The sequence below is a fragment of the Cupriavidus taiwanensis genome (genome assembly GCF_900249755.1).
GTDB lineage: Bacteria > Pseudomonadota > Gammaproteobacteria > Burkholderiales > Burkholderiaceae > Cupriavidus > Cupriavidus taiwanensis_D.
Map to the genome: position 1 here is coordinate 2,367,070 of NZ_LT976853.1, position 20,126 is coordinate 2,387,195.

The window sequence follows — 20,126 nt, forward strand, 5'->3', positions numbered from 1 at the left end:
GTGCCTGATACACCACCTTGGAGAATTTATGGGATTTCTGGCAGGTAAGCGGATCCTGATCACCGGCTTGCTTTCGAACCGCTCGATCGCCTACGGCATTGCCTCGGCGTGCAAGCGCGAAGGCGCCGAACTGGCCTTCACCTACGTCGGCGAACGGTTCAAGGACCGGATCAGCGACTTTGCCAAGGAATTCGGCAGCGACCTGGTATTCGAATGCGACGTCGGCAGCGACGAGCAGATCGCCGCCACCTTCGCCGCGCTGGGCCAGCGCTGGGAAAAGTTCGACGGCCTGGTGCATTCGATCGGCTTCGCGCCGCGTGAAGCGATTGCCGGCGATTTCCTCGACGGCCTGTCGCGCGAAGGCTTCCGCATCGCCCACGACATTTCCGCATACAGCTTCCCGGCATTGGCCAAGGCCGCCCTGCCGCTGCTGTCGGACAAGGCCTCGCTGCTGACGCTGACTTACCTGGGCGCCGAGCGCGTGGTCCCCAACTACAACACCATGGGCCTGGCCAAGGCTTCGCTGGAAGCCAGCGTGCGCTACCTGGCCTCGTCGGTCGGTCCGCGCGGCATCCGCGCCAACGGCATCTCGGCCGGCCCGATCAAGACCCTGGCCGCCTCGGGCATCAAGGGCTTCGGCAAGCTGCTCGGCCACTTCGAGCAGGCCGCGCCGCTGCGCCGCAATGTCACCATCGAAGAAGTCGGCAACGTCGCCGCCTTCCTGCTGTCGGACCTGGCCAGCGGCGTGACCGGTGAGATCACCTATGTCGACGGCGGCTTCAACGTGGTCGGCGCGAGCGTCGCCGACGCGGAGTAAATCCGGCGCCGGCAACACGCGCAACAAGAAAGGGGGTGCCGCTATGGCACCCCCTTTTTGCTTCAGGATTCCGACGCGCCGCGCACGCCTGGGTACTACGCCGTGAGTGGGACGCGCCGCTCCATGCTCAGCATCGACCAGGCAAAAATCACCAGCCCGCCAAGCGCCAGCAGCAGGCCGACCCAGCCGGTCGATTCCCAGCCGAAGCCGGCGGCAATGGTCAGCCCGCCCAGCCACGCGCCCAGCGCATTGGCCAGGTTGAACGCCGAATGGTTGAGCGCCGCGGCCAGCGTCTGGGCATCGCCGGCGACGTCCATCAGCCGGATCTGCAGCGCCGGGCCCAGTGCCACGGCGGTACCGACCAGCAGCACATTGAAGGCCGCCAGCCACGCATGCGACGCGGTAAAGGTAAAGGCGCCCAGCACCAGCGCGGTCCAGACCAGCACGCCGCCCACGGTGGGCATCAGCGCCTTGTCGGCCAGCCGGGCGCCGGCCAGGTTGCCCGCCACCATGCCGACGCCGAACAGCGCCAGCACCACCGGGATGCCTGCCGCCGGCATCCGCGCCAGCTCCAGCATGGTCGGCTTGATATAGCTGAATACCGCGAACATGCCGCCAAACCCGATCGCGCCGATGCCCAGCGTCAGCCAGACCTGCTTGCGCCTGAGCGCCGACAATTCGCGCAGCGGGCTGGCACGCCGGTCAGCCGGCACGAACGGCACCCAGCGCCAGACCAGCAGCGCCGTCAGCGCGCCGAGCGCGCCAACGATGACGAAGGCCGAGCGCCAGCCCAGCCACGTGCCGACCGCGGCGGCGATCGGCACGCCCACCAGCGTCGCGGTGGTCAGGCCCAGCATCACCAGTCCCACCGCCTGCGCGCGCCGCTCGCGCGGCACCAGGCTGGCGGCGACCAGTGCCGCGACGCCGAAGTACGTGCCGTGCGGGAAGCCGGTGAGCAGGCGCGCCACCATCATCGACAGGTACGACGGCGCCAGCGCGCTGGCGATATTGCCGGCGGCAAACACCGCCATCAGCGCGACCAGCAGGTTGCGCCGCGGCCAGCGCGCGCCCAGCACCGCCAGCAGCGGCGCGCCGACGACCACGCCGAGCGCATAGGCGCTGATCAGGTGGCCGGCTTGCGGAATCGAGATGCCGAGGTCGGTCGCAGCGTCAGGCAGCAGGCCCATGATGACGAACTCGCCGGTGCCGATGCCGAAGCTGCCGACGCCCAGCGCCAGCAGTGGCAGCCGGCCGGACGGGTTGTGATCGCGGGAAGACAGGGAAGCGTTGGCGCCGCGGTCAGGATCCGCGGCGGATTGTGCATGTGGGGCGGCCATGTACAGGATTTGCAGGGGTTCAACGAAATGCCGCCCGCTGACGGGCGAGGTAATGTCCTCGCCTCTGATCGACCCAGCGTGCTCCTGTGCGGCGCGCAGGCCGTATTGTGCGGCAAATCCGCAAATCCTGCCGGCACCGGCCTAACGGCCGGCGTTGCGTCTGCTTATCTGATCACGTGGACCAGCCGATGCCTCCAGTACCGAAGCGTATGCCTCGTCATGCCGAACACCGGCTTGCGGTGGATGCCCACCCGGATGATGTAGCCGTAGAGCCCCACCAGCACGGCCAGGAACACAAGGGACCAGATCATCCCTGCGCTGTCGGTCTCGTTCATTTCTTCTTCTTGGCGTCCAGATCGTGCCCGCGGGACTGTACCGGGCTGAAGGGGGAAGCCGGCGCCGATGGCTTCTTCGGCTGCTTGGGCTTTTTGGCCTCGCGGCCGCTGCGTAGTTGACTCTTGGCCATGATGGGCTCCTGAAGGGCTTGCCTGGAGATAATGGCAACCCCAGCATACGCGCTAAATCGCCCGCACAAGAAATATCTTTTGCGAAGGTCCGGCCATGCGCCGCAGCGCGCCGCGGCCACCGACGCCCGGCTTGCCGGAAACGGGTGCATACTGGGGCCGACGGCCCCGGCTGGCGCCACCAAGCCCGACACGCACGGCGCAATATGACCGGACAGGAGTCTGCGATGGCACTGAACTTTCCCAATCCCAGCCGCAGCTACGATGCGGCGCGGCACTGCGTTTGCTTCTGGGGCTACGACAACGCGCGCGAAGTGGCATTCCAGGTCACTGACGAGATCCTTCTGCGCCTGAGCCATCAGGGGAGCGCGGACGAATCCGCCCTCCTCGCCACCTTCGACCATCATCGGGACCAGATCCTGCAACTGGCCAGGGAACTCTACAACCCCGGCGAACGTACCACCTACACGATTTCCTGACCGGAAGAACCGGGTCGTTGAACGGGAGTGCAGCGGGCCGAAGCGTCGCACGACGCTATGGCCCTTCCTGCCGCCGCAGCCTGGCCAGGTTGTGCCGGATCACGTCCAGCACCGCAGCGGTCATCACCGAAGTGGAGACGCCGAACATCAGGATGCCGTTGGCGGCCTCGAGCGGCCCCAGCGAGCGCCGGGCGTGCGACATGACGATATCGCCGTAGCCCAGCGTGGCGAAGTTCACGCCCGAGTGATAGAGCGCGGTAGCGAAATCGCCGAACTCGCCCAGCAGCATGAACAAGACCGCCCAGATCGCCATCTGCACGAAATTGCCGAGCAGCATCAGCACCATGACAACCGACAACAGCAGGACGTCCTGCCACAGCGATTCGCGGCGAAGCCGGACATGCTTGAAGCGCACGTAATAGCGCAGGCAGATCGCCACGAAGACCGCCTGCAGCAGCAGGCAGAGCAGCATCACGGGAAGGCCGATCAGCAGGTTGCTCAGCATGGCCGGCCTCTTCGGCGGACGTGCCGGCGTGCGCCGCGCGGCTGGTCGAGCAGTTCGATCATCAGCCAGGCATACAGCGTGACGCCGATAAACAGGCCCATGCGCACGGCGAAGGCGGTATAGACATCCTTCCCTGCCACGCTGTCCTGCACGGACTGGCCCAGCAGGATGATCAGCGTCACGAGGGTGTTGACCCAGAAGCCCGGCGGGTATCGCGTCGGGCTGATGCCATACAGCTTGCGCGCCGCGACCAGGCCGAACAGCAGCATCCACAGGAAGTACATCCACAAATGCACGAACAGGCTCAGTGCGCACCAGAACACGATGGCCAGCACGCCGCCCAGCATGGTCGAGCCAAGCAGTTCGCGCCCGGCGCCGCGTGCCGCGGTGGTGCAGCTCTGCCGGCCGAGGCTGACCGCTTTCAGGATGACCGGGATGTACGCGGCCGGGTCGTTCAGCGCCAGCAGGAAGGCCGGCATCACCACCAGCGCGGCGCGCAGCGCGATCCAGGCCGCCTGGTCATCCGGCAGCGCCGTGGCCGCGGGCGGCGCCGGCGCGCCGGCGGGATCGGGAAACAGCCAGTGACAGAGTGCCAGCACCACGACCGCGACGAGCAACCCCTTGACCAGCGCGCCGATCACCAGCAGCGCCAGCCCGAAATCGAAGGTGCCCGCCGCCGAGATCATGGTCAGGCCGATCACCAGGAAGGTGGAAACCAGGTTGTTGCCGCCGCGCAGTCCGTAGCGGAAAGCGAGGAACAGGCACAGCGCGATCAGCAGCACGCCGGTGAAGGGGTAGTAGCGCAGCAAGGGGATCAGCAGCAGGCCGGAGCCGGTGGTCAGCATCACGACCAGCACCAGGCCCAGCCCGGCCCTGGGCGACATCGGCTGGTTGACGCTGGCCAGCAGGAACACGCCGAGCACCGGCGCAATCATCGGAATCGGCAGGCTCAAACCAAAGCTGGCCGCCAGGCACAGCGCGGTGCCGCTGGCCAGGCGCAGCGAACGCCGGCCACGCGGATCGCGCGCGGGATACAGGATCGCCGTGCTTTCAGTAGACATAGGACAGCCAGCTCATCAGGTACAGAAAAGCACGGCCGAGCGGATTGAGCGGATTGCCCTGGGTGGGAAACGCCATGACTTCGGCCTGCCCGCCCACGCGAATGCCGCGCATCGACGCGAGTTCGCCGCGGGCAAACTCGACCACCACCGGGAAACGTTGCGCCGGACGCAGCCAGTCACGGCTGTTCTGCACCGTCGGCAGGCTGCCCGGCGGCGTGCCCGGGCCCACGTTGACGCCATAGCCGACGCTGCGCACACGCCCTTCGAAGATCCTGCCCGGCAGCGCATCCAGCACGATGGCAACCGGTGTGCCGGGCTCGACGCGGCCCAGGTTGTTCTCGGTCATTTCCGCGCTGACCCACACATCGTGGATGGCGATCAGCGTCATGACCGGGTTGCCGGCCGCGGCAAACTGGCCGACATCGGTGCGCAAGTCGGTGACCAGGCCGGCGGCGCGCGCCCGCACCCGGGTATTGGCAAGGTCCAGCTCGGCCTTTTCCAGCGCCGTGGCGGCGCTGCGCAGCTTGGCGTTCTCCTCCTCGCTGCCCCCCTGCTGTTCGCGCGCACGCTGGACCTCGGCCCTGGCGGCGGCGACCTGGCTGACCGCCTGCTCGAGGCTGGCCCGCGCCACCTCCAGGCGGCGCAGGGAGATGGTGCCCGGGTCTTCGCGGTACAGGCGCTCCAGGCGCTCGCTGTCCTGGCGCGCCTTGAGCTCGTTGGCGCGTGCTGCGCGCAAGGATGCCTGCGCCGATTCGATGCCAGCGGTGCCGGCGCCGACCTGCCGGCGCGTCGACTCCAGATCGGCGCGGGCGCGCTCAACGGCGATCTTGTAGTGCTGGGGATCCACCTCGAACAGCACAGTGCCTGCCGCCACGTCCTGGTTGTTGCGCACATGCACTCTGGTTACGCGCCCGGACACTTCCGCCGCGACCGGCACCACGAAGGCCTGCACCCGCGCCTGCTGCGTGTACGGGGTCAGGCGGTCGGCCAGCAGGTACCAGGTCAGGCTGATGACGATCAGCAACAGCACCCAGCGCACGCCCTTCCTTGCCGGGTCGGCAGCGGGCGGCGGTGCGCCGGGCGCCGGCGCTGGCGGAGCTGCTGGAGCTGCGGGAGGTTGCGGGGCGTCGCTCATCGGCACTCACTCAAAGAGATCTACCTCTGCTTCACAGTGGGGCTGGCACCGGCGGACGGGGGTGTGGGTTCATCCAGCAGGTTCCCCCAGTCGGTGCGTTGCTGCATCTGCTGGCGGGTCGCCGGATCCACCAGTGGCTGTCCGCTGTGCCAGCCGCCGCCGAGGGCCCGGTACAAGGCGATCAGGTTGCTGACGGCATTGCTGCGGTTGACCAGGTAGGCGTCCTGCTGCGAGGCCAGCGCCCGCTGGGCATCGAGCACGCGCTGGAAGTCCGAGTAGCCTTCGCGATAGAGCGCGTTGGCCAGCGTCAGCGAACGCCTGGCGGCCAGCGCGCTGTCGCGCAGGAGCTGCTCGCGCTCCAGCGCCTTGACCAGGGCACTGGCGGCATCGTCGGCCTCGCGCGCCGCCTGCCGCACGGCATCCTGGTAGGCGACGATCAGCTGCTGCAGGCGCGCGTCCTGCACGCGCACGGTGTTCCTGATGCGGCCGTAGTCGAACACGTTCCAGCGCAGGCTGGGGCCGCCGATCAGGGCCAGGCTGTTGGGCGTGCCGGCCAGCGTGCTGGCGGACCACACGATGCTGCCGAGCAGCGTCAGCGACGGATAGAGATCGGCTTCGGCCACGCCGATCAGCGCCGATTGCGCGGCGACCTGCAGTTCGGCGGCGCGGATATCGGGGCGGCGCAGCAGCAGGCTGGCAGGGACATCCTGCAGTACCGCGCGATCGATCAGCGGAATCACTCCTTCCTTGCCCGCCAGTTCCGGCAACGGGCCCGGCGGGCGGCCCATCAGCACCGCCAGGGCATTGCGGGTGCGCGCGATCTGGCTTTCGAATTCAGGGATGGTGCTCAGGGTGCCCAGATACTGCGTCTTCGCCTGCTGCAGGTCGAGCTCGTCGGTCGCGCCGCTCCTGAACAGCCGCTCGGTAATTTCAAAGCTGCGTTTTTGCAAGGCCGCGTTATCCCGGGCGATGCGCAGGCGTGCCTCGGCCGTGCGCAAGGCAAAGTAGGTCTCCGCCACCTGGGCGCGCAGCAGCACCAGTACATCGTCGCGGTTGGCGCTGGCGGCAAAGTAGGCGGCATCGGCGGATTCGATGGCGCGGCTGAAGCGGCCCCAGAAATCGAGTTCCCAGCCGATGTCGAAGCCCGCGCTGTATTGCCAGAAGCGGCTGTTCTGCGGGTTCAGGCCGCCGGCCTGCCGGCGCTCCGTGTACAGGGCATCGGCACTGGCCTGCTGCAGTTGCGGGAAGCGCCCGCTCTGGGCAATGCCCAGTTGGGCGCGCGCTTCCATCACGCGCAGGCCCGCAAGCTTCACGCTGGCATTGTGTGCGTCGGCTTCGGCGATCAGGCGTTCTAGCGTCGGGTCGGCAAACACCTGCCACCACTCGCGGATGTCGGGCGTGGCCTGCTGCACGGTTGCCTGCTCGAGTGCCGGGCTGCGCCACTGCTGCGTCCAGGGCTCCTGCTGCGGCTGGAAATCAGGTCCCAGCCGCGCGCAGCCTCCCACGCAGCAGGCGCCGGCCAGCAATGCGCGCAAAGAAGGCTGCCAGCGCGGCATGGGCGGCCCGGATGCGGTCAGGTCTGCTGCGGGTTGCCGGGCTCGGTCTGCGACGGCGGCGGATCTTCCACCCATTGCCAGAACAGCTGATAGCCGACGGCCAGCACCACCGGGCCGATGAACAGGCCGATCACGCCGCCCGTCACCATTCCGCCCAGCGCCCCGATCAACACCACCGGCATCGGCACCTCGACGCCGCGCCCGAGCAGCAGTGGCTTGAGCACGTTGTCGGCCAGTCCCGCCACGAAGACATAGACGGAAAAGACGATGGTGGCAACGCTGGCACCTTCCGTGGCAAACACGAAGATGATCACCGGCACGGTGATCAGCGTGGCCGGCAACTGCGCGATGCCCAGCAACAGCACCGCCATGGCCAGCAAGCCCGCGGCCGGGATCCCCTTGATCACGAAGGCAACGCCGATCAGCAGCATCTGGATAAAGGCGATGCCGACCACGCCCTGGGCGACCGCGCGAATGGTCGCCGTGCACAGGGACGCGATGCGCTGCCCCCGTTCCGGGCCAAAGACCCGCGCGGCGATCTGCACGGCGCTGCGACTGCCGGCCTCGCCGTAGGCCATGAAGATGCCCCCGATGATCAACGCGAAGACGAATATCAGCAGCCCCTTGCCGATGCCGGCGGCGGTGCCGAGCACGACCAGGGTGATTTCCTTGACCTGGGGCACATGGGCCTGGATCACTCCGGTCAGGTCGGAGGCCGCCTGCAGCCATACGTCGTACAGGCGCTGGCCCACCAGCGGCCAGCTGGCGACCGACGCAGCCGGCGGCGGAATATGCATGCCCTCCTTCCTTACCGTGGCCATGGCATTGCCGACCGAGTCGACCATGGCGGCGCCCAGCAGGTAGGCCGGCAGCGCGATGATGGCAATGGCGGCCAGCACGATCAGCGTCGCGGCGCGCCCGTCCTTGTTGCCCAGCCTGCGCCTGAGCCGCACCTGCAGCGGATAAATGGTCACGGCCAGGATCATCGACCAGACGATGAGATCGAGAAAGGGCCGGAATATCCGGAAGCAGAAGATCGCCAGCACCGCGATCAGCCCGGCGCGGATCAGCACATCGAGCAGTCCGCGCGACAGCGCTCTCTCCGACAGCGCTTTCTCTGAAGTGGGCGTGGGCATCATCGCTGGTCTCCCTGCAGATCACCGCAAAGGTATCGGATCGGCAGCCTCACCCCCGCGCGCATTCGGCAAGCCAGGTTAAGTACCGGTCTCTTGGACAGGTGAAATCCAGTCTAGGCGAGTGCCCGGGCTGGGACAACCTCAATACGTATGCCAATCGCTACATTGGCCGTCTAGTATTGAGAGAGTTGCAGGACGCCGCCCCCACCCGGTCCGGTTCGTCCCGCATTTGCCGCGGGGGACCTATGGCCAGATCGCCGACCTCAGCCCTGGCCGTCATTGCGCTGGCGCTTCTGCTTGCCGCCTGCGCCTCCCGGCCGGTCAATCCGCCGCTCGCCCACGCGGAGCAGGGTGCCGGCTACCGCTTCTTCACGCGGCCCCAGTATGCGGCGGACAACGAGAACCTGGTCATCCTGGCCTTCTCGGGAGGCGGTACGCGCGCGGCGGCCTTCTCGTATGGCGTGCTTGAATTCCTGCGCAATACCGAAGTGGTCGGCCCCAAGGGCAACCGGTCGCGCCTGCTCGACCATGTCGGCGTCATCACCGGCGTGTCAGGTGGCAGCTTTACCGCCCTCGCCTACGGCCTGTATGGCGACAAACTGTTTGATCACTACGAACAGGACTTCCTCAAGCGCGACGTGCAGGGCGAAATCACGTTGCGGACGCTGAATCCTGCGAATTGGCCGTCGTTGTGGTCGAGCGGCTGGGGCCGCTCCGAACTGGCCGCCGACCTGTACGACGAGGTCCTGTTCCATGGGGCAACCTTTGGCGACCTCCATCGGGGCAAGGGCCCGCTCATCATTGCCTCGGCCACTGACATCTCGACCGGCGCACGCCTGCCGTTCACGCAGACCACCTTCGACGTACTGTGCTCCGATCTCAGTGCGCTGCGCCTGTCCCGTGCCGCCGCGGCGTCGTCGGCAGTTCCCGTGGTCCTGACGCCGATCACGCTCAACAACTACGGCGGCAATTGCGGCTACGCGCCCCCTGACTGGATCAAGCCGTTTGTCGATGGCAGCGACCCGCCCCGGCCGGCCGCGCGTGCCACCCGGCACCTGAGGGAAGAAGCACAATACGGGGACAGCATCAACCGGCCCTTTATCCATCTCGTCGACGGCGGTGTCTCGGACAACCTGGGCATGCGCAGCGTGCTGGATTCCCTCGAAGTCATGGAGGCCTTGCACCTGAACGGCCAGCCTTCGCCGCTGGACCATACCCGCAGGATCATTGTCTTCGTCGTCAATTCGCTGTCCACGCCCCGGACCACATGGGACAAGTCGGAGTCGGCGCCGGGTACGCTGGAGATTCTGGTGAAAGCCACCGGCGTGCCGATCGACCACTATTCCTACGAGGCGACCGAACTGCTGAAGGACAGCCAGTCCCGCTGGCAAGCCATGCGCCGGCTGCGCGAGTCCCGCGCCTTTGCCGCGAACCAGGATGCTGCCGTCGCGGCGGCGTTGCGCACGCCGGACGCTACCATCTATGCCATCGACGTGTCGTTTGCCCGGCTGACGGACAAGGCGGAACTGGATTATCTGAACGAGCAGGCGACGTCGTTCTCGCTGCCGGCCGAAGCCGTCGACCGCCTGCGCGCCGCCGCGGCCAGGATCATCCTGGACTCGCCCGATTTTCAGCGTTTGCTCAGGGACGTCGGTGCCAGGATCGTGACAGACCAGGCGGCGGGGGCGAACCAGTAGCCTGGATCGATGGGATGGGCCCCGGGGGGCTGGCGCGTCCTAGAGGATTCGAACCTCTGACCGCTCGCTTAGAAGGCGAGTGCTCTATCCAACTGAGCTAAGGACGCGAAGGCGTGCATTCTACCGCAGCGCCCGGCCGCGGTGACAAGCCATGCGAGTCAGGATGCCGCGCGCGGCTCGCCGCGCGTGACGTAGCGGGCGGCGCCGACGGTGTCGGCAGCCGGCTCCGCGGCATCGCCGCCCGCGGGGTGCAGCGCCACGCAGTTGCGTCCCTTCAGCTTGGCGTCATACAGGGCGCGATCGGCGCGGCGCATCAGCGCATCGGCGCTCTCGCCGGGCTGCCGCGCCGCCACGCCGATGCTGACGGTATAGGCGATCGGATCGGGCTCGGACGGGCACGGCGTGGCGCGCACCGCCGTGGCCAGCCGCAGGCACGCGAGCCGCCCGGGCTCCAGCGCGGTATCCGGCATCACGATGGCGAATTCCTCCCCGCCCAGGCGCCCCGCCAGCTCCCCGTGGCCGAGGGTCTTGCGCAGCAGGCCGGCAAAGTGCCGTAATACGCTGTCGCCGGCCAGGTGGCCATAGACATCGTTGATGGCCTTGAAGTGGTCGAGATCGACAAACGCGACCGTCATCGGCTTGCGCTGCCGCTCGGCCTGCAGGCAGGCGGCCTCCAGTTCCTCCCAGAAGGCGCCGCGCAGCAGCACATCGGTCAGGTCGTCGTGCCGGGCGCGCCGCTCCAGCATGCGGCGCAGCCGGTCGTGCGCCATCAGCGCAAAGCTGACCGATACGCCGACCAGGGCAAAGACGTTGAACATGGCCAGCTCGCCATCCCACGGCATGGGCCGCGGCCAGGTGCCGCCCTGCGCCAGCGCCGCCAGCGGCCGCAACACGGTCCAGGCATTGATGGCCGCGGCGGCGATCACGATCGCCGCCAGCGACCATGCCGCCAGCCGGCCGGTGCCGCGCGTGGCCGGCAGCGCCGGCACCACGCTGCGGGCGAGGTCCAGCAGCAGCACGATATGGCAGGCGCTCAGCACCGGCGCCAGATCGGGCAGCGCCACAGCGGCGGCCAGGTAGCGCGGCGCCAGGTCGCCCCACGCCACCGCTGCCGCGGCCGCGAGGTTCAGCCCCAGCAGGCTCGTGGCACGGCCCGGCCGTTGCGCGAAGTGCCGGGCACCCACCGCCATCACCGAGAGTGCTGCGAGCAGCGCCAGGTCGGTCGACTCCGGCACCAGCCACATCGGCCGCAATGCCTGCACCGCCGCCAGCGCCGCGGCAACAGCCGCCAGCACGCTGCCCAGCGCCCAGGATGTCAGGCCGCTGCGCTCCATGCCCGACGACCGGCGCAACACCACGCAAACCACCGCCATCTGCAAGGCAAACAGCCCTGCGATGAGCACAACCACGTGCGACTGAAACATCTTTATTCCCGTCCAAGGCAACGAGCGGCGCTCCGCATGCCACCGCTCTTCCCTGCTTCTTTGCCGATCCTGTGCCGGACCGTTGTTATCGAATGCCGCGCCTCCTGTTTCAGGCCGCCAGCGCAGCCAGTCGGCAAGCGCGGGCAGACCGAGCCGCTCATCCAGGGTGGAGAGCGCCGTTCTTGTTATGGTGATCAGGTCAGTCCGGAAGGAAATACGCAAAACCGGGCGTTCCCAACAGCACGCCGGTCGGACTGGAGCGGTGTGCGGATTATCGCAGCGCGCAAACCCAAGTCAAGACAAAGCGCCCCCGCCAGAAGGGGGAGCATCGCGGCTGGCCGGCACGCCCAGAACCACTCCGCATCGACGCAGATTGACCGTGGTGCGTCCACGCGGCTACAATGGCCGGCTTCGGAGCGTAGCGCAGCCTGGTAGCGCATCTGATTTGGGATCAGAGGGTCGTAGGTTCGAATCCTATCGCTCCGACCAGAAACAGTAGTGGAAACAACGGCCTGGATCGCAAGATCCGGGCCGTTTTTCTTTTGTCGGGCTGGGCTCACAAAGCGGCCATGCCATGCATCATTCAGCGCTTGACATGTCCACCATACGGCCTGGATGACAGCCGGTGGCCGTGGCTCACCACGGGAACAGGTCCGGCCAGATCACCGCGCCGGCGAACAACATCAGGATCACGGCCGCCATGACCAGGCCCCGGCCGGGGCCATGCTGGCTGGCTTCGACCTGCGGCATCCAGGACGATGCAGCCTCCTGCGGCGCCGGCGCTGCGGGAGGAGGTGCCGGCACGCTGGCGCTATGCGGTGCCGCGCTCATCGCAAAATCGGCTTCGGCCAGCAGGAAGCCCATCGGTGTCGCCTGCTGGGTGGCGCCTATCGGCCGGAACAGCAGCTTGGACAGCGCCAGGCAATCGTCCAGCGCAACCTGCGGCCGGGGACGGAAGATATGCAGGTGCTCGCACAGCGTATCGAGCTTGTGGTTGGCGGCGTGGAAATACTGGGACCAGCGCACCTGCCGCACCGAACAGCGCCAGCGCCTGCCCTGGATGCCGGGCAGCACCTTCTCCAGCATCCTGGCGTTGAAGGCGGCGCCGTGGGCCACCAGCACGTCGGCATCGTCGACGATGGCGCGGATGGCACCGATATCGAAGCGGCGCCCGCGCAGCATGTCGGCAGTCAGCCCGTGGGTATCGGTGGCTGCCGCGCTGATCGGCACGGTGGGTTCCTGCGAACCGTAGTACTCCGCCACTTCGCGCAGCAGGCCGCCGGCGCGCGGCGACACTTCGACCAGCAGCAAGCCGATGCTGACGGGCTCATCCGCTGGCGTGAGCCCGGTGGTTTCGGTACTGACGATTGCGACCCGCATGGGCACTCCGGTGTGGCTGTGCGCAGGCGAGCCAGGCGCCAGCCGCTATGGTTGTTTGCCTCTAGCGTAGTGCGAGCGCGTTAATCGTCATATCAACCAGATGGGCTAAACGGTTCAGGCGGGCGGCCGGTCCGCCGCGGCGCTGCGCCGCCGCTGCAGGTTGCAGTACACATCGGCCGCGACCAGCCCGAACAGCGCGTGCGCGAACAGGCTCTCCCAGCCGCGGGCTTCATCGAACCAGTTCATATAGCGCCCGAACACATAGAAGTTGACCAGGTAGACCACCACGCCGAACACGATGCCGACCACCGAGGCCAGCCCCAGGCTGGTATCGAGCCGGAACGACGACAGGATCAGCGCCAGCACCGCCGCCAGGATGATCGACAAGCCGAAATGCACCGTCCCCGCGGCCAGCACGATGGTCCAGTTGAAGGCATCCGCCGACAGCGCCTCGCGGCCCAGAATGATGGCGGCGACCATCTTCACGGTACCCCAGGCGCCCTGGTACAGCAGAAAGCGCGCGGTCAGCAGCTCCAGCACCATGTAGACCGCGCCGGCAATCAGCCCCGCCAGCACCGCGGCGCGCCAGTCAGGACGGCAGCGGACATAGCGGTGCGATTCCAGATGGAGTTCCATGGCAGTCTCCTTGCGAGATCCGGCCGGGCACGGCCGTACGCGTTAGTTCTAGTCCATATGGCCCAAATACCAAGCGGGCCGCGAGCCGATTTGTGGATTTCTCGCCCCTTTTATTGCGCTGCGCGCAGGCCGGGCGCAAGCGACGCACCGGCAATGCTGCATCTGCGTACGTGATACAATGTCGCAGTAGCCCCCGGGGTGTCCGAGCCTCCCTGTAACCGGGCGTTCTCACCAGCGCGCTCTTGCGAGCGAACAGCAGCCGCCGGCGCGGTCCATCCGCGACGACACCGAACTGGCGAACCACCGGGTACACCTGCCCGCCTGCTCCGCGAAGCACACGGCCTCTCCGGCTGTCAGCGACCAGGTTATCGCCCAAGCAATCCGCGCCCGCAGGGCAAAACCGCTGACACCGCTGACTGGACCGGTCATGCAGGCGCCACGCGTCGCAACGCGCGCGAGCCCGCTCCCGAACCACCCGAGGCGCGGTTGGCCGCATCGGCACGATGTGCCGCGGTTTCGCGCCGCCACGGGCGAACCGAACAGGAATTTTTGATAACGCAACCATGCAGCCTTCGCGGGCTGCCGAAAAGGAAGACAGATTGGCTAAGGAAGAACTCATTGAATTTGGCGGCGTGGTGTCGGAAGCCCTGCCTGACAACCGCTATCGAGTCACGCTGGAAAACGGCGTTGAAATCTGGGCATACGCTTCGGGCAAGATGCAGAAGCACCGCATCCGCATCCTGGCCGGCGACCGCGTGACCCTGGAAATGTCGCCCTACGACCTGACCAAGGGCCGCATCAACTTCCGCCACAAGTCCTGAGTTTCCCCACGGCGCCGATGGCAACGCGCGTACGTTGCCGTCCGCGCCGCTGCCGTGTTGCGCCGACGCGCTGTCTCGCCGCTGACACCGCGCCCGGAGACACTTGCGGGCTGCCCTGACCGGCAGCCCGCTTTTGTTGGCGCAGCGCTTGCGCCGGTCGGGCCGCTTCACCATACTCGAAGCGAACTCATTGCCCGTCCGACATGAACCTGATCCTGTGGCGCCACGCCGAAGCCGAAGACCTTCCCGACGCGCTCAGCCTTAGCCGTACCGCCGACCTGCAGCGCCCGCTGACGCGCCGCGGCCGCAAGCAGGCCGAGGCCTCGGCCAGGTGGCTGCGCGCCCATCTGCCCGCCGATACCCGCGTGCTGTGCAGTCCCGCCGTGCGCGCGCGAGAAACCGCGGCTGCGCTGAGCGGCGAGCCGGAAATCCTGGATGCGCTGGCGCCGGGCGCCGACGTCAGCGCCGTGCTCGCCGCCGTCGAGTGGCCGGAACGCGCCGAGCATGTGGTGGTAGTCGGCCACCAGCCGTGGATCGGCCGCGTCGCCAGCCTGCTGCTGGCGGGCACCGAAATGGACTGGAGCGTGCGCAAGGGCGGCGTCTGGTGGCTGACCGGCCGCACCCGCGAGAGCGAGGCCCAGACGGTGCTGCGCGCGGTTATCAATCCCGAATTTCTCTGAGCCTGTCCTCAAGCCCCCGCTCCGCCCGGCCGGCATGGGCCGGCTTCGGCAAAAATCAGAATTGCCTCATGGCAGGCGGAATCTCCCATCCCTAGAGTGCATTGGCGCCCTTTCCCGCGCCACTTGCAACTGTCCCGGAGATTCCATTGACCAACCCTGCCACCGCCGTCACGCAACCGTCATCGCCGGGTCACGGCACTGTCACCGGCCCTCACTACATTGCATCGCAACAGTTTCGTCACCAAAAGGACATACTGATGCGAGATCTGCCGACGCCTACCCAGCCGCTCTTCGACTCCCTGCCCAATGGCCTCGGCCAGACGGCGCGGAGGCGTCTTCATCGCCCATCGGATACACCGGCACATGAGTCGCCTGTTCTCAGCGTGGCGTGGGCGCGCCACCAGGATGAAGTAGTCGAGGCCCAGCGCCTGCGCTACAAGGTCTTTGCCGAGGAAATGGGCGCGCGCCTGACGTCTTCGGTGCCCGAACTCGACATCGACATGTTCGATGCCTACTGCGACCACCTGATCGTGCGAGACATGGCCACGCTGCGCGTGGTCGGCACCTACCGCGTGCTGCCGCCGCACCAGGCCAAGCGCCTGGGCTGCCTGTACGCCGAGTCGGAATTCGATCTGGTGCGGCTGTCGCACCTGCGCCCGAAGATGCTGGAACTGGGCCGCTCGTGCGTGCACCGCGACTACCGCTCCGGCAGCGTGATCATGGCGTTGTGGGGCGGGCTGGGCGAATACCTGCAGCGCTGGGGCATCGAGTCCATGCTGGGCTGCGCCAGCGTGCCGATGAGCGACGGCGGCCACTACGCGGCCAGCCTGCACCGGCTGTTCACCGAGCGTTCGCTGGCCCCCATCGAGTACCATGCGTTCCCGCGCCTGCCGTTGCCGGTGGAAGACCTGAACCAGCAACTGGCGGTCGAGCCGCCCGCGCTGATCAAGGGCTACCTGCGCCTGGGCGCGAAGATCTGCGGCCAGCCGGCCTGGGACCCGGATTTCAACGTGGCGGACTTCCTCACGCTGCTGCGCGTGAACGACATGAACCCGCGCTACGCCCGCCACTTCCTGGGCCTGAACAACGCCGCATGAACAACACCACCTGAGCGGCGCCCCGCCACCGCCCTTCCGGTCGCAGCCGCCCATCGGCGGCCGGCCGCGCTCAGTCGTAGACCACCTTGTAGCGCTTGCCGATGCGCTGCCATTCGTCGGCTTCCTGCACCAGGCTGTATTCGATCAGCGGATTGGCGTCGATCCACGCCTTCGGCAGGCGCACGGTAAAGCCTTCGTCCAGCGCCTCGGCCAGTTGCGTCACGCGAATGTCCGGCAGCGCGACATCCGAGCGGCGCCGGCACAGCACGAAGGCCAGCCGCAGGCTGAACAGCATGCGCCAGTCGACGAACTTGCCACTGCCCGACAGCTTGCCCAGCTTGCCCGCATGGCCCAGCAACAGCGTCGCCAGCCGCGCCTGGTCGGTCTTCGAAAAGCCCGGCATGTCGGCATGCGTGGCAATGTAGGCGGAATGCTTGTGATAGCCGCTGTGCGAAATCGACATGCCGATCTCATGCAGGCTGGCCGCCCAGCCCAGCAGCGCCAGATTGTCCTCGCGCCGTTCATTGGCCGGATCCGGGAACTGTGACAGCAGCGTCTGCGCGGTGCGGCGCACGCGGCTGGCCTGGGCGCGGTCGACGCCGTAGCGGCGCATGAACTGGTCCACCGTGACCGTGCGCATGTCCTCATGGTGGCTGCGTCCGAGCAGGTCGTACAGCACGCCCAGCCGCAGCGCGCCGTCGGTCACGTCCATGCGCTCGATATCGAGTTCGGCGAACACGCCCAGCATGATCGACAGGCCGCCCGGGAGCACCGGGATGCGGTCCGGCTTGAGCCCGGTCAGCTTGACGCGGTTGGTGTTCTCCGCCTTGATCAGCGCACGCTTCAGGCGCTCCAGTCCTTCGCGCGTGATGCCGTGCTCGGCATTGCTGTCGTTCATGCCGTTGAGCTCGATCAGCTCGGCCAGCGCGCGCGCGGTGCCCGACGAGCCCACCGCCTGTTCCCAGCCCGCGGCGCGGTACTGGCGCACCAGCACCTGGATCTCGCGGCGCGCCGCCAGTTCGGCCTGCTTCATCGCGTATTCGTCGACATTGCCGCTGGGGAAGAACTGGCGGCTGTGCGACACGCAACCGATATACAGGCTTTCCATCAGCCTGGACTGGTAGCCGTTGCCGATGATGAACTCGGTCGAGCCGCCGCCGATATCGACCACCAGGCGGTTGCCCTGGCAGGCCGGCGCATCGTGCGAGGCGCCCAGGTAGATCAGCCGCGCCTCCTCGCGCCCGGCGATCACTTCGATCGGGAAGCCCAGTGCGCTCTCGGCCTCGATCAGGAATTCAGAGGCGTTCTTGGCCACGCGCAGCGTGTTGGTGGCCACCGCGCGCACCTGGCCCGGCGCGAACTCGCGCAGGCGGTCGCCGAAGCGCCGCAGCGCATCGATGCCGCGCCGGCGCGCGGGCTGGTCCAGGTATTTATCGGGCGTCAGCCCGGCCGCCAGCCGCACCGGCTCGCGCAGCGCGTCCACCTGAAAGATCTGGCTGGCCGGGCCGTTGGCCGTCGGGGTTTCGTCCACCCGCCCGATCATCAGGCGGAAGCTGTTCGAGCCCATGTCGACGGCGGCCAGCAGGCGTGGAGTGTTGTTCATCGTGTGCTTGGAGGGCAGGTTCGCGTTGGCGTTGCGAAGCACGGCAGGGACACGCTGGTGGCCTGGCCTGCCGGCATTCGGGCCCGGGAAAATTATGTCGTCGTCATGTCCGCATCATGACAAAATCAAACTGTCATGAAAGTGACACGATTCTATGAAAAAGTCGCCACATTACCAAAAGAAGGTCATGACCATGTCGACGACTCCGTCCAGTACGCTGCTCAATCGCGAACTGGGCATCCTGGAATTCAATGCCCGCGTGCTGGCGCAAGCCGCCGACCCGAAAGTCCCGCTGCTGGAACGGCTGAAGTTCATCTGCATCGTGTCCAGCAACCTGGACGAGTTCTTTGAAATCCGCATGGCGGGCCTGAAGGAACAGATGCGCGACAATGCCTCGGGCCTGACGCCGGATGGTCTTTCCTTCCAGCAGACCTACCAGCTTGTCACCGAGCGCACACAACGGCTTGTGGCCTCGCAGTATGACATGCTGCAGAACACCATTTTTCCACTACTTGAAAAAGAAGGGGTCTTTTTCCACCTGACCACCACCTGGACCGAGGCCCAGCGTGAATGGGCGCGCCAGTTCTTCCAGCGCGAACTGGCGCCGGTGCTGACCCCGATCGCACTGGACCCCGCGCACCCGTTCCCGCGCGTGCTCAACAAGAGTCTGAACTTCGTGGTGGAACTGTCGGGCAAGGACGCCTTCGGGCGCGATGCCGATCTTGCCATCGTGCAGGCGCCGCGCGCGCTGCCGCGCGTGGTGAAGATGCCGGAGAAGCTGTCGGGCTATCCGTACGGCTTTGTCATGCTGTCGTCGTTCATGCAGGGGTTCGTATACGAGCTGTTCCCCGCCATCGCCGTGCATGGCTGCTACCAGTTCCGCGTCACGCGCAACTCGGACCTGTTCGTCTCGGAAGACGACATCACCGACCTGCGCGAAGCGCTGCAGGGCGAACTGCCCGCGCGCCATTTCGGCGACACGGTGCGGCTGGAGATTTCGTCGGATACGCCGGTCCCGCTGGCGCGCCGGCTGTTGCTGGAATCGGGGCTTGCCGAAAAGGACCTGTACCGCGTTTCCGGCCCGGTGAACCTGGTGCGGCTGATGCAGATTCCCGACATGGTCGACCGGCCCGCGCTCAAGTTCCCGCCCTACGTGCCGGCCCCGGTCAAGGCCTTTGCCGGCGGCGCATCGATGTTCGACGTGATGCGCCAGCAGGATGTGCTGCTGCACCATCCGTACGAGAGCTTCAGCTCCGTGCTCGACCTGCTGCAGCTGGCCGCGGCCGATCCCAACGTGGTGGCGATCAAGCAGACGGTCTACCGCACCGGCAACGAATCGCTGGTGATGGAAGCGCTGATGACCGCCGCGCGCAATGGCAAGGAAGTGACGGTGGTGGTGGAACTGCTGGCGCGCTTCGACGAAGAGACCAATATCAACTGGGCCGAGCGGCTCGAGTCCGCCGGCGCGCACGTGATCTACGGCGTGGTCGGGCACAAGTGCCACGCCAAGATGCTGCTGATCGTGCGGCGCGAGCCCACCGGGCCGAAGGCCAAGCAGGTCAAGCTGCGCCGCTACGCCCACCTGGGCACCGGCAACTACCACCCGCGCACGGCCCGGCTGTACACGGACTTTGGGCTGCTGACCGCCGACGAGGCCATCTGCGAAGACGTGCACCATGTGTTCCAGCTGCTGACCGGCACCGCCGGCACGATCCGGCTGAACCACCTGTGGCAGTCGCCGTTCACCATGCAGAGCAACCTGGTCGACCATATCCGCGCCGAGGCCCGCAACGCGCGCGCGGGCAAGCCGGCGCGCATCATCGCCAAGATGAACGCGCTGCTGGAACCTTCGATCATCGACGAACTGTACAAGGCCTCGCGCGCCGGCGTGAAGATCGACCTGATCGTGCGCGGCGTGTGCGCGCTGATGCCGGGCGTGCCGGGCATGTCCGAGAACATCTCGGTACGCTCGATCATCGGGCGCTTCCTCGAGCATCACCGCGTCTATTACTTCCACGCCGCCGGCGAAGAAGTGCTCTACCTCTCCAGCGCCGACTGGATGGACCGCAACCTGTTCCGCCGCGTGGAGGTCGCGTTCCCGATACTGGACAAGGCGCTCAAGGCGCGCGTCATCCGCGAAAGCCTGCAGGTCCACCTGCGCGACAATGCGTCAGCGTGGATCATGCAGTCGGACGGCAATTACGTGCGCAAGCAGACGCGCTCCAAACATCCGCATGTCAGCCAGAACGACCTGCTGGTGATGTTCGGCGGCACGCCCTGAGCCTGCGACGCTGGCAA

At 67.1% G+C, this 20,126-nt stretch carries 19 protein-coding genes and 2 tRNA genes; 8 read left to right on the plus strand and 13 right to left on the minus strand.

Annotated elements, in window-relative coordinates; translation table 11 throughout:
- The first annotated feature begins 28 nt into the window (after window positions 1-28).
- Entirely contained in the window at window positions 29-817 is a 789-nt protein-coding gene (fabI, locus tag CBM2594_RS10790; RefSeq protein ID WP_062800677.1) for an enoyl-ACP reductase FabI, read from the plus strand.
- A 95-nt stretch (window positions 818-912) separates the two neighbouring features.
- On the opposite strand, the gene CBM2594_RS10795 is transcribed toward fabI, so the two are convergent.
- The 3 genes from CBM2594_RS10795 to CBM2594_RS26995 all read right to left on the minus strand — a co-directional run bounded on the left by CBM2594_RS10795 (window position 913) and on the right by CBM2594_RS26995 (window position 2,620).
- On the minus strand, window positions 913-2,154 hold the full coding sequence (locus CBM2594_RS10795) for an MFS transporter (protein WP_116356817.1): 1,242 nt from the start codon (window positions 2,152-2,154) through the stop codon (window positions 913-915).
- A 164-nt stretch (window positions 2,155-2,318) separates the two neighbouring features.
- Window positions 2,319-2,489: a hypothetical protein gene (locus CBM2594_RS10800; protein ID WP_174078958.1), complete on the minus strand. Its 171-nt coding sequence runs from the start codon at window positions 2,487-2,489 to the stop codon at window positions 2,319-2,321.
- The gene (locus CBM2594_RS26995) at window positions 2,486-2,620 is read right to left on the minus strand and encodes a hypothetical protein (RefSeq protein WP_290367791.1); all 135 of its coding nucleotides are present in this window, start codon (window positions 2,618-2,620) and stop codon (window positions 2,486-2,488) included. The genes CBM2594_RS10800 and CBM2594_RS26995 overlap by 4 nt, the downstream gene beginning before the upstream one ends.
- 225 nt (window positions 2,621-2,845) lie before the next feature.
- Between CBM2594_RS26995 and CBM2594_RS10805 the strand changes: the two genes are divergently transcribed.
- A complete protein-coding gene (locus CBM2594_RS10805; protein WP_116356818.1) occupies window positions 2,846-3,097 on the plus strand; it encodes a DUF1488 domain-containing protein in 252 nt (83 codons plus the stop codon).
- Between the two features lie 55 nt (window positions 3,098-3,152).
- On the opposite strand, the gene CBM2594_RS10810 is transcribed toward CBM2594_RS10805, so the two are convergent.
- The 5 genes from CBM2594_RS10810 to CBM2594_RS10830 are packed head-to-tail and all read right to left on the minus strand — an operon-like array spanning window position 3,153 to window position 8,493.
- On the minus strand, window positions 3,153-3,602 hold the full coding sequence (locus tag CBM2594_RS10810; protein WP_116356819.1) for a potassium channel family protein: 450 nt from the start codon (window positions 3,600-3,602) through the stop codon (window positions 3,153-3,155).
- Window positions 3,596-4,663, minus strand: coding sequence for a DUF2955 domain-containing protein (locus CBM2594_RS10815; RefSeq protein ID WP_116356820.1), 1,068 nt, complete (start codon window positions 4,661-4,663; stop codon window positions 3,596-3,598). Before CBM2594_RS10815 ends, CBM2594_RS10810 begins: the two co-directional genes overlap by 7 nt.
- Window positions 4,653-5,798 carry an HlyD family secretion protein gene (locus CBM2594_RS10820; RefSeq protein WP_116356821.1) on the minus strand — a complete coding sequence of 382 codons (1,146 nt, stop codon included), beginning with the start codon at window positions 5,796-5,798 and terminating at the stop codon, window positions 4,653-4,655. The genes CBM2594_RS10815 and CBM2594_RS10820 overlap by 11 nt, the downstream gene beginning before the upstream one ends.
- Before the next feature lie 20 nt (window positions 5,799-5,818).
- A complete protein-coding gene (locus CBM2594_RS10825) occupies window positions 5,819-7,354 on the minus strand; it encodes an efflux transporter outer membrane subunit (RefSeq protein WP_116356822.1) in 1,536 nt (511 codons plus the stop codon).
- Window positions 7,355-7,371: 17 nt separating this feature from the next.
- On the minus strand, window positions 7,372-8,493 hold the full coding sequence (locus CBM2594_RS10830; protein WP_116356823.1) for an AI-2E family transporter: 1,122 nt from the start codon (window positions 8,491-8,493) through the stop codon (window positions 7,372-7,374).
- 242 nt (window positions 8,494-8,735) lie between these two features.
- Between CBM2594_RS10830 and CBM2594_RS10835 the strand changes: the two genes are divergently transcribed.
- Entirely contained in the window at window positions 8,736-10,187 is a 1,452-nt protein-coding gene (locus CBM2594_RS10835) for a patatin-like phospholipase family protein (protein WP_116356824.1), read from the plus strand.
- A gap of 30 nt (window positions 10,188-10,217) precedes the next feature.
- Here the strand turns inward: CBM2594_RS10835 and CBM2594_RS10840 are convergent.
- Window positions 10,218-10,294: transfer RNA gene (locus tag CBM2594_RS10840), tRNA-Arg, on the minus strand.
- 51 nt (window positions 10,295-10,345) lie between these two features.
- Entirely contained in the window at window positions 10,346-11,611 is a 1,266-nt protein-coding gene (locus CBM2594_RS10845) for a GGDEF domain-containing protein (protein WP_116356825.1), read from the minus strand.
- A gap of 412 nt (window positions 11,612-12,023) precedes the next feature.
- Here CBM2594_RS10845 and CBM2594_RS10850 point away from each other — a divergent pair.
- Window positions 12,024-12,100: transfer RNA gene (locus CBM2594_RS10850), tRNA-Pro, on the plus strand.
- A 147-nt stretch (window positions 12,101-12,247) separates the two neighbouring features.
- Here the strand turns inward: CBM2594_RS10850 and CBM2594_RS10855 are convergent.
- Both CBM2594_RS10855 and CBM2594_RS10860 read right to left on the minus strand, forming a co-directional pair.
- Window positions 12,248-12,991 (minus strand): DNA polymerase III subunit epsilon, encoded by a 744-nt coding sequence (locus tag CBM2594_RS10855; RefSeq protein ID WP_116356826.1) that lies wholly within the window; start codon window positions 12,989-12,991, stop codon window positions 12,248-12,250.
- A 114-nt stretch (window positions 12,992-13,105) separates the two neighbouring features.
- Window positions 13,106-13,627 (minus strand): hypothetical protein, encoded by a 522-nt coding sequence (locus tag CBM2594_RS10860; protein ID WP_116356827.1) that lies wholly within the window; start codon window positions 13,625-13,627, stop codon window positions 13,106-13,108.
- Between the two features lie 599 nt (window positions 13,628-14,226).
- On the opposite strand from CBM2594_RS10860, the gene infA reads away from it, so the two are divergent.
- From infA to CBM2594_RS10875, 3 genes are all read left to right on the plus strand, one after another.
- Window positions 14,227-14,448, plus strand: a complete 222-nt coding sequence (gene infA, locus CBM2594_RS10865; protein ID WP_008641674.1) for a translation initiation factor IF-1 — start codon at window positions 14,227-14,229, stop codon at window positions 14,446-14,448.
- Window positions 14,449-14,651: 203 nt separating this feature from the next.
- Window positions 14,652-15,128, plus strand: a complete 477-nt coding sequence (locus tag CBM2594_RS10870) for a SixA phosphatase family protein (protein ID WP_116356828.1) — start codon at window positions 14,652-14,654, stop codon at window positions 15,126-15,128.
- Window positions 15,129-15,385: 257 nt separating this feature from the next.
- Complete coding sequence (locus CBM2594_RS10875; RefSeq protein WP_116356829.1) at window positions 15,386-16,225, plus strand: GNAT family N-acetyltransferase; 840 nt, start codon at window positions 15,386-15,388, stop codon at window positions 16,223-16,225.
- Between the two features lie 70 nt (window positions 16,226-16,295).
- Here CBM2594_RS10875 and ppx read toward each other — a convergent pair whose 3' ends face one another.
- Entirely contained in the window at window positions 16,296-17,828 is a 1,533-nt protein-coding gene (gene ppx, locus CBM2594_RS10880; protein ID WP_116356830.1) for an exopolyphosphatase, read from the minus strand.
- Between the two features lie 154 nt (window positions 17,829-17,982).
- Here ppx and ppk1 point away from each other — a divergent pair, with 154 nt between their 5' ends.
- Window positions 17,983-20,109: a polyphosphate kinase 1 gene (gene ppk1 / locus CBM2594_RS10885; RefSeq protein ID WP_116356831.1), complete on the plus strand. Its 2,127-nt coding sequence runs from the start codon at window positions 17,983-17,985 to the stop codon at window positions 20,107-20,109.
- Window positions 20,110-20,126 lie beyond the last annotated feature (17 nt).